This window comes from Pseudomonas spelaei (assembly GCF_009724245.1).
Lineage (GTDB): Bacteria > Pseudomonadota > Gammaproteobacteria > Pseudomonadales > Pseudomonadaceae > Aquipseudomonas > Aquipseudomonas spelaei.
In genome coordinates this window covers 67,217-81,605 of record NZ_WNNK01000020.1, presented here as the reverse complement: position 1 = coordinate 81,605, position 14,389 = coordinate 67,217, and the positions used below count along the sequence as shown (strand labels likewise).

The following is a 14,389-nucleotide window of genomic DNA, read 5'->3' as shown; positions in this document are numbered from 1 at the left end:
CAGCCCCCACATGTGATCTTCACAAGTACTCAACATCTCATCCGGCTCAAGTAAGTCGGGCAAAAACAATAAGAACGAAAGGTACTTCCTCATGCCTAGCGAACCTACCGGTGCGTCCGGATCTTCCGTCGACTTCGAAAAGGTCGGCACCGAATACTTCCAGCAACGCGAACTGAAAAAAGGTGCCGCCGGCTGGGTGCTTTTAGTTGGCCTTGGCGTTGCCTATGTGATCTCCGGCGACTACGCCGGCTGGAACTTCGGCCTGGCCCAAGGCGGCTGGGGCGGCATGTTCCTCGCCACATTGCTGATGGCCACCATGTACCTGTGCATGTGTTTCTCCCTGGCCGAACTGTCTTCCATGATTCCTACAGCGGGCGGCGGCTACGGCTTTGCCCGCAGTGCATTCGGGCCCTGGGGTGGGTTCCTCACCGGCACCGCGATCCTGATTGAATACGCCATCGCGCCCGCCGCCATTGCAGTGTTTATCGGCGCCTATTGCGAGTCACTGTTCGGCATCGGCGGCTGGATGATCTACCTGGCGTTCTACATCATCTTTATCGGCATCCACATCTTCGGGGTCGGTGAAGCGTTGAAACTGATGTTCGTCATCACCGCCGTCGCCGCGATTGCCCTGGGCGTGTTCCTGGTGGCGATGGTGCCGCACTTCAACGTCGCCAACCTGCTGGATATCCCGGTGACCGAGGCCAAGGGTGCCAGCACCTTCCTGCCGTTTGGTTATGTCGGCGTGTGGGCGGCGATTCCCTATGCGATCTGGTTCTTCCTCGCCGTCGAAGGTGTGCCGCTGGCGGCCGAAGAAACCAAGAACCCGAAACGCGACCTGCCCCGCGGCCTGATCGGCGCCATTGTGGTGCTCACCAGTTTTGCCCTGTTGATCCTGGTGATCGCCCCCGGCGGCGCTGGCGCCCATGCGCTGATGGCTTCGGGCAATCCGCTGGTGGAAGCCTTGTCCAAGGCCTACGGTGGCTCAACCTGGATGGGGCACTTCGTGAACCTGGTGGGCCTGGCGGGTCTGATTGCGAGCTTTTTCTCGATCATCTACGCCTATTCCCGGCAGATCTTCGCCTTGTCCCGCGCCGGCTACCTGCCACGCAAACTGTCCCAGACCAACAAGAGCAAAGCGCCGGTATTGGCCCTGGTCATCCCCGGAATCATCGGCTTTGGTCTGTCGCTGACCGGGCAGGGCGACTTGCTGATTCTGGTGGCCGTGTTCGGCGCGACGATTTCCTACGTGCTGATGATGGCCGCGCACATCACCCTGCGCATCCGCCGCCCCAAAATGGACCGTCCGTACCGCACTCCGGGCGGCATCTTCACCTCCGGCGTGGCGCTGGTGCTGGCGTGCATCGCCGTGGTGGCGGGCTTCCTGGTAGATCCGCGGGTGGTGATTGGCGCTGCGATCATCTATGGAGTATTAATTGCTTACTTTGCTTTCTACAGTCGGCATCACTTGGTAGCAGGCACGCCGGAAGAAGAGTTTGCGGCGATCCAGGCCGCAGAGGCCGCCTTGCACTAAACGCCGTAAACCTCGGGGCGCTCACCAGTGCGCACCGTCATGGAGACTCTGTATGGCAAGTTTTTCCCACGCGGTTGGCGCATTGAACTACCGCTTCGACAGCCTCAAGGACGTCATGGCCAAGGCCAGCCCGGCGCGCTCCGGGGACTTCCTCGCCGGTGTCGCGGCGCAGAACGACGGCGAGCGGGTTGCGGCGCAAATGGCCCTGGCCAATATCCCGTTGAAGCACTTTCTCGAAGAAGTGCTGATTCCCTATGAAAGCGACGAAGTCACCCGACTGATCATCGACACCCACGACAAGCAGGCGTTTTCAGTGGTCAGCCACCTGACGGTTGGCGGCTTTCGCGACTGGCTGCTCAGTGACGCGGCCGATGAACAAAGCCTACGCGCGCTGGCGCCAGGGCTGACACCGGAAATGGTCGCCGCCGTGTCGAAGATCATGCGCGTGCAGGACTTGGTGCTGGTGGCGCAGAAGATCCGCGTCGTCACGAAGTTTCGCGGCACCATGGGCTTGCGCGGACGCCTGTCCACGCGCCTGCAACCGAACCACCCGACCGATGAACCGGCCGGCATCGCCGCGAGCATTCTCGACGGCCTGCTCTACGGCAACGGCGACGCGATGATCGGCATCAACCCGGCCACCGACAGCATCGCGTCAATCTGCGCCATGCTGGAAATGCTCGACGCGATCATCCAACGCTACGACATCCCGACCCAGGCCTGCGTGCTGACCCACGTCACCACCTCCATTGAAGCCATCAACCGCGGTGTGCCGCTGGACCTGGTGTTCCAGTCGATCGCCGGTACCGAGGCGGCCAACGCCAGCTTCGGTATCAGCCTGAGCGTGCTGCAAGAAGGCTATGACGCCGGCTTGAGCCTCAATCGCGGGACCCTGGGGCAAAACCTGATGTACTTCGAAACCGGCCAGGGCAGCGCCTTGTCGGCCAACGCGCACTTTGGCGTCGACCAGCAAACCTGCGAAACCCGCGCCTATGCCGTGGCCCGCCACTTCAAGCCGTTTCTGGTGAACACCGTGGTCGGTTTTATCGGCCCGGAGTACCTGTACAACGGCAAGCAGATCATCCGCGCCGGCCTCGAAGACCACTTCTGCGGCAAGCTGCTGGGTGTGCCCATGGGTTGCGACATCTGCTACACCAACCATGCCGAAGCCGACCAGGACGACATGGACACCCTGCTGACCCTGCTGGGGGTAGCCGGGATCAACTTCATCATGGGCATCCCCGGTTCCGACGACATCATGCTCAACTACCAGACCACCTCGTTCCACGACGCGCTGTACGCCCGGCAAACATTGGGTTTAAAACCGGCGCCGGAATTTGAACAGTGGCTGGCAAAAATGGGCATCTTCACGCAAGCCGATGGCAAAGTGCACTTCGGCAACAGCCTGCCGCCGGCCTTCCGCCAGGCCCTGGCGCAATTGGGATGAAGGAGCCGCCTGTGCACATCAATCCCCCTGAAACCCTTCCCGACAACCCGTGGCTGGAACTACGCCGCCTGACGCCCGCGCGAATTGCCCTGGGCCGCACCGGTACCAGCATCCCCACAGGTGCACAACTGGACTTCCAGTTCGCCCATGCCCAGGCGCGGGACGCGGTGCACCTGCCGTTCGACCATGCCGGCCTGAGCAGTCAACTGAAAGAGCGCGGCCGCGACAGCCTGTTGCTGCACAGTGCCGCCGTCGACCGTCACAGCTACCTGCAACGTCCGGATTTGGGACGGCGCCTGAGTGACGAGTCAGCCCAAATCCTGCGCGATTACGCCCAAGCCAATCCGGGCGGTGTGGATTTGGCGGTGGTGGTGGCCGATGGTTTATCCGCGCTGGCGGTGCATAAACATACGCTGCCGTTTCTGACGCGCATGGAGGAACAAACCCACGCAGAAGGCTGGTCGCTGTCACCGGTGATTCTGGTGGAGCAAGGCCGGGTGGCGGTGGCCGATGAGATCGGTCAGTTGCTGGGGGCGAAGATGGTGGTGATCCTGATCGGCGAACGGCCGGGGCTCAGCTCGCCGGACAGCCTGGGGCTGTACTTCACCTATAACCCCAAGGTTGGTCTGACCGATGCCTACCGCAACTGCATTTCCAATGTGCGCCTGGAAGGCTTGAGCTACGGCATGGCCGCTCACCGCTTGCTGTATTTGATGCGCGAGGCTTGTCGCCGGCAGTTGTCCGGGGTCAACCTCAAGGATGAGGCGCAAGTTCAGACGATCGAGTCGGACGATCCAGACCTGATGAAAGGCAACTTCCTGCTCAGCCCACCGGAGGACTGATCCCGACACGATTGCGATTTTTCGCAGCTTTAGGCAGCATCAAGCCACGGCCGCTCGTGTCGTCGTACCCACTGGAAGTTGAGGCCTAGCATGCGGATTACTCAAGCGACCCTGGAACACCTGGACCTGTTGACTCCGCTGTTCGTCAAATACCGCGAGTTTTATGGGGCGCTACCGTTTCCTGACTCGTCTCGGACTTTTCTGGAAAAGCGTCTGCGGCGCAAGGAGTCGGTGATCTACCTGGCCTTTCCAGATGACGATGAGAGCAAGTTGCTTGGGTTTTGTCAGTTATATCCAAGTTTTTCGTCGCTCTCTCTGAAACGGGTGTGGATCCTCAACGATATCTACGTGGCCGAAGATGCTCGCCGACAATTGGTCGCCGATAACCTGATGCGTACAGCGAAGAAGATGGCCAAGGACACTCAAGCCGTGCGCCTGCGCGTGTCGACCAGCAGTGACAATGAAGTGGCACAGAAGACCTATGAATCGATTGGGTTTCGGGAAGACACGGAGTTCAAGAACTACGTACTGCCGATCAGTGATGAACAGTCCTGATTGATTCAACACAGCAGATCAACATGTGGGAGCTGGCTTGCCTGCGATGCAGACGCCTCGATGTATCAGTTACACCGAGGTGACACTATCGCGGGCAAGCCCGCTCCCACACGGGATTAGTGGCAACCCTAAGAACGCCTTTCACGACATCCCCCGCTACAAAACCAACACGCTTTTCACCTCTCTATCCGTATAATGCGGACCTTTCTGGGCCGTAAGAAACACGGCAACCCCGTGTAGCCTTATTACCCGAAGCCTCCGCACAGGTCCGCTGAGTCGGCCATTCACACAGGTGCCATCCATGGATTTCAACCCGCTCGACCTTATCCTGCATCTCGACGTGTACCTCGACATGCTGGTAACCAACTACGGTCCGTGGATCTACGCCATTCTGTTCCTGGTGATTTTTTGCGAAACCGGCCTGGTGGTCATGCCGTTCCTGCCGGGTGATTCCCTGCTGTTTATTGCCGGCGCCGTAGCCGCGGGTGGCGGTATGGATCCGGTGTTGCTGGGTGGGCTGCTGATGCTCGCGGCGATCCTCGGCGACAGCACCAACTACGTCATCGGACGAACGGCCGGGGAGCGCTTGTTCAGCAACCCCAACTCGAAAATTTTCCGCCGTGACTACCTGCAAAAGACCCACGATTTCTACGACAAGCACGGCGGCAAAACCGTGACCCTGGCGCGCTTCCTGCCGATCCTGCGGACTTTCGCACCGTTCGTCGCCGGTATCGCCAAAATGCCTTATCCGCGATTCTTCGGTTTCAGCGTCTTCGGCACCATCATCTGGGTCGGCGGCCTGGTCACCCTCGGCTACTTCTTCGGTAACGTACCGTTTATCAAGAAAAACCTGTCGCTGCTGGTGGTGTTTATCATCCTGCTGTCCCTGGTACCGATGATCATTGGCGTGGTCCGCAGCCGTTTCAGCCGCACTTCGTCCGAAGCCAACCCGCACTAATCGACGATGTGGTCCCTCAGCGCCTGGCGTCGCCGGCGCCTCCTGGCCAAGCACCCGATTGCCGATGACACCTGGCAGCGGGTGCGCCAGCACCTGACCTTTCTCGACGGCATCAGTGCCGAGCAGGATCAATGGCTGCGTGAAGCCTGCGTGGTCTTTCTGGCTGAAAAACACCTCACTGCCCTGCCCGGCGTCGAACTGCACCAGGAACAACGCCTGCTGCTCGCCGCCCAGGCGCAACTGCCGCTGATGAACCTGGGCGACCTCGACTGGTATCAGGGTTTCCACGAAATCGTCCTCTACCCCGACGACTTCCTCAGCCCCCAGCGCCACCGTGACGCCAGCGGCGTCGAGCACGAATGGAACGGCGAACACAGCGGCGAAGCCTGGCAGCAAGGCCCGGTAATCCTCGCCTGGCCTGGCGTATTGGCCAGCGGCAACTGGGAAGGCTACAACCTGGTGATCCACGAACTGGCCCACAAACTGGACATGCTCAACGGCGACGCCAACGGCCTGCCACCCCTGCACAACGACATGCGCGTGCAGGAATGGGCGAGCGTGATGCAAAGCGCCTACGACGACCTGAACCACCAGCTTGACTGCAACCCCGACGCCGAGACGCCCATTGACCCCTACGCCGCAGAAAACCCGGCGGAGTTCTTTGCCGTCACCAGTGAATATTTTTTCAGTGCCCCGGATTTGCTGGTCAGCACTTATCCACAGGTCTACGCGCAACTGAGCCACTTTTACCGCCAGGATCCCTTGGCCCGCCTCACCCAACTGCAAGCCGGCGACCCACGCTATCAAGCGCAACACTGACAGCTGTACGACGTCTGGCGCATGGCATCAGCCGCAGAATATGCCTATAATCGCCGCCACTTTCAGGCCAATCCGGCCAAGTTTTATGGCCAACTACGGGGGCAACGCCCAATGAGCTACAGCAAGATTCCGGCTGGCAAAGACCTGCCGAACGACATCTACGTCGCGATCGAAATTCCGGCCAACCACGCGCCGATCAAATACGAAATCGACAAAGACAGCGACTGCCTGTTCGTTGACCGTTTCATGGCCACCCCAATGTTCTACCCGGCCAACTACGGTTTCATCCCCAACACCCTGGCTGACGACGGCGACCCCCTCGACGTGCTGGTCGTGACTCCTTACCCGGTCACCCCAGGCTCGGTCATCCGCGCTCGCCCGGTCGGCATCCTGCACATGACTGACGACGGCGGCGGCGATGCCAAAGTCATCGCAGTGCCACACGACAAGCTGTCCCAGCTGTACGTCGACGTGAAGGAATACACCGACCTGCCGCCACTGTTGCTGGAACAGATCAAGCACTTCTTCGAGAACTACAAAGACCTCGAAAAAGGCAAATGGGTGAAGATCGAAGGTTGGGGCAACGCAGACGCCGCCCGCGCCGAGATCATGAAGTCGGTAGCCGCCTACAAAGGCTGATACCCACTACTCATTGCATAAGCGATAAAAAGAGCCCCGATCATTCGGGGCTTTTTTTGTGCGAAAAACACAAACATTCACTCAACTAAATAAACAAAAACAAGATCAATGTTTAGCTAAAGGCATACAGAGAAAGATCAATCAGGCAATAAGGAAATACCTACAAAAGTATCTCAACGCATAGTTTATTTGATCTAGTTTTCCGGCCAGTAAACTCTGCGTTTATGAATACATCAGGTGATCGCTTAAGAGCGCTACTTCGGGAAGTTCATCTTTCCGCTTCCGACTTCGCCAAGAACCGCGGCGTCACGCCCCAGCACGTGAACAACTGGTTCAAACGCGGCGTCCCCATGGGCCGACTCGAGGAGTTCGCTGAACTGCTGTGCGTCACCAGCCGCTGGCTGCGTACCGGCGAAGGCCCTAAACATCCACTCATAACCTTCCAACCGGCAAACCCGGACACCCACAACGCGCACCCCACTCGAGAAGACAACGGCAACTACCTCGTCACCCCGGCCTGTGGCCCGGAAAAAATCGACGTGGAAATCCCTCTCCACAGTTCGTTCAACTCACAAGAAAGCATTCGGCTCTCACTGCAAACCCTCGAAACCCTCAACGTCACCCCTGAACGCGCCTTGGGCGCCTACATGATCGGCAACAGCATGATCGACATCATCCAGGACGGCTCCACCCTCGCCATCGACCGCGGCCGCACTCAAATCATCGACGGCGAAATCTACGCCCTCGAACACGACGGGATGCTACGCATCAAATACCTCTACAACCGCCCGGGCGGAGGCCTGCGACTGCGCAGCCACAACAGCGCCGAACACCCCGACGAACTGCTGAGCTACGACCAACGCCACGAACAAAACCTGCAAATTCTGGGCTGGGTGTTCTGGTGGTCCACCCTCAACAATCGGCGGCCTCCGGTGCCTCTGGATGATGAGCACCTTTTCAGGGACAAAGGCTCTAAGTCGGATCTTAAACTGGGAAATTGAAGCGAATATGGGTATAGTGCGCGGCACATTTGGCAGGGGTTGGCGCCAAGCCAAGCGCCCTGCCCGGCGATGCGGAGGAGTTCCCGCTGATGCCCCCTATCACTCGGATGAGAGTCTGGGTGAATGATTTGAAGGCTGGTGAGATTTACCAAAAATAGATTGAACCAGTCCCCGAGAAGCCGGCCACAAGCCGGCTTTTTAATGCCTGAATGAAAGTACAAGACATATCCTCTGGACCGTCGCGCAACTTGACTCTCCCCCTAAGGTCACACCCTACCCTGAAACCTAGTTTTTCAGGACCTCGCCCCATGAGCCAAAGAATTCTGGTCATCCTCGGCCACCCTTCCAACACCAGCTTCTGCTCCGCCCTCACCGACGCCTACATAGCCGCTGCCAAAACCGCCGGCCACGACGTACGCCTCCTACGCCTGGCCGACCTGAGCTTCGACCCAATCCTGCACAACGGTTACACCCAAATCCAACCTCTGGAACCCGACCTGCTCAACGCCCAATCCGACATCCTCTGGGCCGAGCACCTGACATTTGTTTTCCCCATCTGGTGGGGCGGCATCCCGGCGTTGATGAAGGGGTTTATCGACAGAGCTTTCCTGCCCGGCTTTGCCTTTAAATACCGCAAAGGCAAGGCATTCCCTGACAAACTGTTGCAGGGTCGAACCGCGCATTTGCTGGTAACCCTGGATACACCGCCGTGGTATTACAGGTGGTTCTACCATATGCCCGGCTTGCATCAGATGCGCAAGACGACGCTGGTGTTTTGCGGCATCAAGCCGATCAAGACGTTACTGTTCGGGCCGGTGCTGGGCTCTACGTCAGCGCAGCGGGACAGGTGGCTGAAGCAGGCCGGCGCACTCTTTGGGAAAAGGATTTTTCATGTACATCGGCAAAGCTGCACAGTTGTCAGGCACGACGATCAAGGCCATTCGTCACTATGAAGCCATCGGCTTGTTGCCACCGCCGCAGCGGGAAGGCCGCTATCGCCTTTACACACCGCAGAGCGTGGAGCTGCTGACGTTTATCAAGTGCGCTCAGCAGTTGGGTTTCAAGCTCAAGGAGTTACAAACGATTTTGCATGGGCACTCAGGCGATGCATTGCCGTGGCAGCGGGCAAGCAAGGCTATTGTGGACAAGAAGCGTGAGTTGATGTGCCAGCTTGAAGCGTTGCAGACGGTATATGCAGGACTTGAGGCGTTTGAAGCCAGCCTTGAGGATGCGCAGAATCAGTGTCAGTTCGAGCGTCTTGCTGGACGGTAACACCCTGATCAATAAGGCGCCTCAGCATTTTTTAGCAATGGATGTCGGTTTGATACGAAAAAACGGCAGAACCTGAGGGCGATAGAAGAGAGCACTCCCTTAACCTTTATTCGGCTCACACCCCAGCCAAAACCCAACCCCTCATTTGCCCCAATCCCCCATGTCTGCTAGTGTCGCGCCGGTTTACCGTCAACCGGAATAGCCGCCATGGCCCGCAAAAAAGTTGCACTCGATTTCGAACAATCCCTCGCTGACCTGCAAGCGCTGGTGGAGCGTCTGGAGAACGGCGAGTTATCGCTCGAGGATTCGTTGACGGCATTCGAGCAAGGCATCGGCCTGACCCGTGACTGCCAGAGCGCGCTGGCGCAGGCTGAGCAGAAGGTTCAGGTGTTGTTGGAGCGTGACGGGGAGTTGGCCGAAGAACCTTTTGACGCGGAACAGCCTGAATGATCGCTGCCTATCAGGCCAGCAGCCAGGCCCGGGTCAATGCTGCGCTGGAAACCTTGTTTGTCGCCCCAAGCCCTGAACTGAACCGCCTGTATGACGCCATGCGCTACAGCGTGATGAACGGTGGCAAGCGTGTGCGGCCACTGCTCGCGTACGCAGCTTGCGAGGCCTTGGGCGCTGTGGCGGAACAGGCCAACGGCGCAGCGTGTGCAGTGGAGTTGATTCACGCCTATTCCCTGGTACACGACGATTTACCGGCGATGGACGACGATGATCTGCGTCGCGGCCAGCCGACGACTCATAAAGCCTTCGATGAAGCCTGCGCGATCCTCGCCGGTGACGGTCTGCAAAGTCTGGCATTCAGTGCCTTGCTGGATCCGCAACTGAGTGGTGCGAGCGCCGAGACCCGTTTGCGGATGGTCACTGCCCTGGCTTACGCCGCTGGCCCCGCCGGCATGGTCGGCGGTCAGGCGATCGATTTGGGCTCGGTGGGCCTGAAGCTTGATCAAACAGCCCTTGAATACATGCATCGCCACAAGACCGGCGCGCTGATCGAAGCGGCCGTGCAGCTCGGCGCCCTGGCCAGCGGCCGCGCCGACGCAACGCAGTTGGCGGCGCTGCAGACTTATGCACAGGCTATTGGCCTGGCGTTCCAGGTCCAGGACGACATTCTCGACGTCGAAAGCGATACCGCAACCCTCGGTAAACGCCAAGGTGCCGATATCGCACGGGACAAACCGACTTATCCTGCTCTGCTCGGGCTTGAGGCCGCCAAGGCCTACGCCCTTGAGCTACGTGACCAGGCGTTGCATGCCCTGCGACCTTTCGACGCGGCTGCCGAGCCATTGCGTGATTTGGCGCGGTATATCGTCGAGCGCCGCCACTGAGATCACTGGCCGTTTGCACCGCATATCAGCCAACTTCGGTGCACTGCGTGGGCAGCTTGCGATGCTTGAGGTAAACTGCCGCCTCTTCTATATCTATAACGATTCGCCTGATGCCCACGACGTTTCAAGAGATTCCCCGCAAGCGCCCGTCCACGCCCCTGCTCGACCGTGCTGATACGCCGGCCGGCCTGCGCCGTCTGGGTGAAGCCGAGCTGGAAACCCTGGCCGATGAGTTGCGCCTGGAATTGCTCTACACGGTCGGCCAGACCGGTGGGCATTTCGGTGCCGGCCTGGGCGTCATCGAGCTGACCATCGCGCTGCATTACGTCTTCGACACCCCGGACGACCGGCTGGTGTGGGACGTGGGTCATCAGGCGTATCCGCACAAGATCCTCACCGGTCGCCGCGAGCGCATGGCTACCCTGCGCCAGAAGGACGGCATTGCCGCCTTCCCGCGTCGCTCCGAGAGCGAGTACGACACCTTTGGCGTCGGCCACTCCAGCACCTCCATCAGTGCAGCCCTGGGCATGGCGATTGCCGCCCGTCTGCAAAACAGCGATCGCAAGGCGATTGCGGTGATCGGTGATGGCGCCCTGACGGCGGGCATGGCTTTTGAAGCGCTGAACCATGCGCCGGAAGTCGATGCCAACATGTTGGTGATCCTCAACGACAACGACATGTCGATCTCGCGCAACGTCGGCGGGCTGTCCAACTACCTGGCGAAGATTCTCTCCAGCCGTACCTACGCCAGCATGCGCGAAGGCAGCAAGAAAGTGCTGTCGCGTCTGCCCGGCGCGTGGGAAATTGCCCGTCGTACCGAAGAATATGCCAAGGGCATGCTGGTGCCCGGCACCCTGTTCGAAGAACTGGGCTGGAACTACATCGGCCCGATCGACGGCCACGACCTGCCGACCCTGATCGCCACTCTGCGCAACATGCGTGACCTCAAAGGCCCGCAGTTCCTGCATATCGTCACCAAGAAAGGCAAAGGTTTCGCCCCGGCGGAAGTCGACCCGATTGGTTACCACGCCATCACCAAGCTTGAACCCGTAGACGCTCCGGCCACTGCGCCGAAGAAAGCCAGCGGGCCGAAGTATTCCGGCGTGTTCGGCGAATGGCTGTGCGACATGGCCGCCGCCGACCCGCGCCTGGTGGGCATCACGCCAGCGATGAAGGAAGGCTCCGACCTGGTGGCGTTCAGCGAGCGCTTCCCGCTGCGCTATTTCGACGTGGCGATTGCCGAGCAGCACGCCGTGACCTTCGCCGCCGGCATGGCCTGTGAAGGCGCCAAGCCGGTGGTGGCGATCTACTCCACCTTCCTGCAGCGCGGTTACGACCAGTTGGTGCATGACGTGGCGGTGCAGAACCTCGACGTGTTGTTCGCTATCGACCGTGCCGGTCTGGTGGGCGAAGACGGCCCAACCCACGCCGGCAGTTTCGATCTGTCCTTCTTGCGCTGCATCCCCGGCATGCTGGTGATGACCCCGAGTGACGAGAACGAACTGCGCAAGATGCTCAGCACCGGCCACCTGTACAACGGCCCGGCAGCGGTGCGCTACCCGCGCGGCACCGGTCCGAATGCGGTGATCGAGAAAGACCTGGAACCGATCGAGATTGGTAAAGGCATCGTCCGTCGCCAAGGCAGCAAGGTCGCTTTGCTGGTGTTCGGCGTGCAACTGGCCGAAGCCCTGAAAGTCGCCGAGAAAATCGACGCGACCGTGGTAGATATGCGTTTCGTCAAACCATTGGACGAAGCCCTGGTGCGCGAGATTGCCGGCAGCCATGAGTTGCTGGTGACCCTCGAAGAAAACGCCATCATGGGCGGCGCCGGTGCGGCGGTCAGTGAGTGCCTGGCACGGGAGAATATCCTCAAGTCGGTGCTGCACCTGGGCTTGCCGGATGCGTATGTCGAACATGCCAAGCCGGCGCAGATGCTGGCGGAGTGCGGGCTGGATGAAGCGGGGATTGAAGCCTCGGTTCGCCAGCGCATGACGCTGCTGGGGCTGTAGCTCCCACATTGATGTTGTATTGTTCTTGAATGCTATGGACAGCCCATGAGCCACCTTCGCTTCGCCCTGCCTCTTCTGCTGCTACCCGCCACTGACCTGCTCGCCGACAACTTTGAGCGCGACGACGCCCTGAAGCTGCCCGACGTGGTGATCAGCGCCAACCGCCAGGTTCAGGCACGCAATGACAGCAGCGCGGCTAACACGGTGTTCACCCGTGATGATATCGATCGCTTGCAACCGTCCAGCGTGACCGATCTGCTCAGCCGTGTGCCCGGCGTGCAGGTGGCACAAACCGGCGGGCGCGGAAGCTTGCCTGGGATATTCATCCGTGGCACCAAGACCGCTCAGAGCCTGGTACTGGTGGATGGCCAGCGCATCGCCAATGCTTCTTCCGGCGATAGTGGACTGCAATATTTAAGTGTCGATCAGATTGAGCGTGTGGAAGTACTACGCGGCTCTCGTTCCGTGATTTACGGCAGTGATGCCATTGGCGGAGTGATTCAGATCTTCACCCGCCGCAATTCGCAGCCCGGCGTGCATCCGCGTTTGCACATGGGATTTGGCAGCAACAAAACCTGGGAACGCAGCCTTGGGCTGTCCGGCGGCGATGAGCGCACCCGCTTCAATCTCGGTGCCAGCCTGGATGAGACACAAGGGATCAACTGGACGCGTGAGTCGTTTTCTGCCGATAACGATCACGATGCCTACCGCAATAAATCCTTGAGCCTGAACCTCAGCCACGCCCTGACCGACGACGTTGAGGTGGGTTTCAACCTGTTGGATGGTCGGGGCAAGTCAGAGTACGACAATCCGGACGGGCGCTGGGACTACGACCTGAGGAAAAGCGTCGGCCAACAGCCCTATACCGATTACACGGTAAGCAGCGTCAGTAGCTATATCGATGCCAAGCTCAATGACCGCTGGCAAACCCGGTTAGAACTGGGGCATAGCGAGAACCGCGACAAGAAGCGCGACAAACTCAGTGATGAGGTCAGCGTGTTCAACACCTACCGCGATTCGGTGAACTGGCAGAACGACCTGATTCTGAACGAGCAGAACAGCCTGATCCTGGGCGGCGATTGGTACCAAGACAGAGTTCGTAGCGACTTTGACTACTTCTTCCAGCGTCGCGGCCTGGATGAAACCAGTCGTTGGAATCGCGCGGCCTTTATTCAGCATCGCTTCCAGTCGGATGCATTCTCGACCGAACTGGGCCTGCGCCACGACAAGAACCAGCAATATGGCAGCCAAAATACCTGGAGTGGCACCTTCACCCTGCCACTCAATCCAGATAACCAAGTGCTGTTGTCCTACAGCGAAGGCTTCCGCGCGCCGACCTTCGGTGACCTCTACTATCCCGGCAGCAGCAACCCGAGCCTCAAACCTGAGCATTCAAAAAGCTACGAGCTGCAATGGCGTAGCCAACTGACCGACAGTACGCGCCTGGAAACCTCGCTCTATCGTACCGACCTCAAAGACGCGATTGTTGCTCGCCAAGAGAATTACTACATTCCGTACAACGTCGCCTCTGCTCGTATCAATGGCTTCGAAGCAACCCTGAAGCAGGAGCTGTTTGGATGGCAAAGCAACCTGGGCTTGGCGATCATCGATCCCCGCGACCGAGAAAGCGGCCACACTCTGGCTCGTCGTGCTCGGCGAACCTTGAGCCTGGATCTGGATCGGCAGTTCGATAAGTTAGGGGTCGGCGCCAGCTGGCAAGCGGTCAGCAGCAGTTACGACGATGAAATGAACAAGAACCGCCTGGGTGGCTATGGATTGCTGGGATTACGCAGTAGTTGGGCCTTAAGCCGTGAAGTGTTGCTGTCAGTGAAGATCGATAACCTGCTGGACAAGACTTATGCTCGGGCGCGTTACAGCTACGATGAACCCAACTTCGAGAACAACTACAACTATCGGGAAGAGGGTCGAGTGTGGATGTTTGGGGTGACGTGGACCCCTGAGTTCTAAAACCCAATTAG

Annotated in this window: 14 protein-coding genes; all 14 read left to right on the top strand. The window is 59.3% G+C overall.

Annotated elements, in window-relative coordinates; genetic code table 11:
- Window positions 1–91 precede the first annotated feature (91 nt).
- The 14 genes from eat to GNF76_RS21550 all read left to right on the top strand — a co-directional run bounded on the left by eat (window position 92) and on the right by GNF76_RS21550 (window position 14,378).
- Window positions 92–1,534: an ethanolamine permease gene (gene eat, locus GNF76_RS21615; protein ID WP_155585114.1), complete on the top strand. Its 1,443-nt coding sequence runs from the start codon at window positions 92–94 to the stop codon at window positions 1,532–1,534.
- Between the two features lie 52 nt (window positions 1,535–1,586).
- Entirely contained in the window at window positions 1,587–2,981 is a 1,395-nt protein-coding gene (locus tag GNF76_RS21610) for an ethanolamine ammonia-lyase subunit EutB (RefSeq protein ID WP_155585113.1), read from the top strand.
- Window positions 2,978–3,823 carry an ethanolamine ammonia-lyase subunit EutC gene (gene eutC / locus GNF76_RS21605; RefSeq protein ID WP_155585112.1) on the top strand — a complete coding sequence of 282 codons (846 nt, stop codon included), beginning with the start codon at window positions 2,978–2,980 and terminating at the stop codon, window positions 3,821–3,823. The genes GNF76_RS21610 and eutC overlap by 4 nt, the downstream gene beginning before the upstream one ends.
- 90 nt (window positions 3,824–3,913) lie before the next feature.
- On the top strand, window positions 3,914–4,378 hold the full coding sequence (locus tag GNF76_RS21600; RefSeq protein ID WP_155585111.1) for a GNAT family N-acetyltransferase: 465 nt from the start codon (window positions 3,914–3,916) through the stop codon (window positions 4,376–4,378).
- A gap of 301 nt (window positions 4,379–4,679) precedes the next feature.
- Window positions 4,680–5,336 (top strand): DedA family protein, encoded by a 657-nt coding sequence (locus GNF76_RS21595; protein WP_155585110.1) that lies wholly within the window; start codon window positions 4,680–4,682, stop codon window positions 5,334–5,336.
- A gap of 6 nt (window positions 5,337–5,342) precedes the next feature.
- A complete protein-coding gene (locus GNF76_RS21590) occupies window positions 5,343–6,155 on the top strand; it encodes a M90 family metallopeptidase (RefSeq protein WP_155585109.1) in 813 nt (270 codons plus the stop codon).
- Between the two features lie 111 nt (window positions 6,156–6,266).
- On the top strand, window positions 6,267–6,794 hold the full coding sequence (gene ppa / locus GNF76_RS21585) for an inorganic diphosphatase (protein WP_048724712.1): 528 nt from the start codon (window positions 6,267–6,269) through the stop codon (window positions 6,792–6,794).
- 224 nt (window positions 6,795–7,018) lie between these two features.
- Window positions 7,019–7,795, top strand: a complete 777-nt coding sequence (locus GNF76_RS21580) for a LexA family transcriptional regulator (RefSeq protein WP_155585108.1) — start codon at window positions 7,019–7,021, stop codon at window positions 7,793–7,795.
- A 308-nt stretch (window positions 7,796–8,103) separates the two neighbouring features.
- Window positions 8,104–8,748 carry an NAD(P)H-dependent oxidoreductase gene (locus GNF76_RS21575; protein WP_155585107.1) on the top strand — a complete coding sequence of 215 codons (645 nt, stop codon included), beginning with the start codon at window positions 8,104–8,106 and terminating at the stop codon, window positions 8,746–8,748.
- Entirely contained in the window at window positions 8,687–9,067 is a 381-nt protein-coding gene (locus GNF76_RS21570) for a MerR family transcriptional regulator (RefSeq protein WP_155585106.1), read from the top strand. Before GNF76_RS21575 ends, GNF76_RS21570 begins: the two co-directional genes overlap by 62 nt.
- Before the next feature lie 207 nt (window positions 9,068–9,274).
- Window positions 9,275–9,517: an exodeoxyribonuclease VII small subunit gene (locus GNF76_RS21565; protein WP_003194556.1), complete on the top strand. Its 243-nt coding sequence runs from the start codon at window positions 9,275–9,277 to the stop codon at window positions 9,515–9,517.
- Window positions 9,514–10,401, top strand: coding sequence for a (2E,6E)-farnesyl diphosphate synthase (gene ispA, locus GNF76_RS21560; RefSeq protein WP_155585105.1), 888 nt, complete (start codon window positions 9,514–9,516; stop codon window positions 10,399–10,401). Before GNF76_RS21565 ends, ispA begins: the two co-directional genes overlap by 4 nt.
- Window positions 10,402–10,511: 110 nt before the next feature.
- Window positions 10,512–12,410 (top strand): 1-deoxy-D-xylulose-5-phosphate synthase, encoded by a 1,899-nt coding sequence (gene dxs, locus GNF76_RS21555; RefSeq protein ID WP_155585104.1) that lies wholly within the window; start codon window positions 10,512–10,514, stop codon window positions 12,408–12,410.
- Window positions 12,411–12,455: 45 nt separating this feature from the next.
- A complete protein-coding gene (locus GNF76_RS21550; protein WP_155585103.1) occupies window positions 12,456–14,378 on the top strand; it encodes a TonB-dependent receptor plug domain-containing protein in 1,923 nt (640 codons plus the stop codon).
- Window positions 14,379–14,389: the final 11 nt, after the last annotated feature.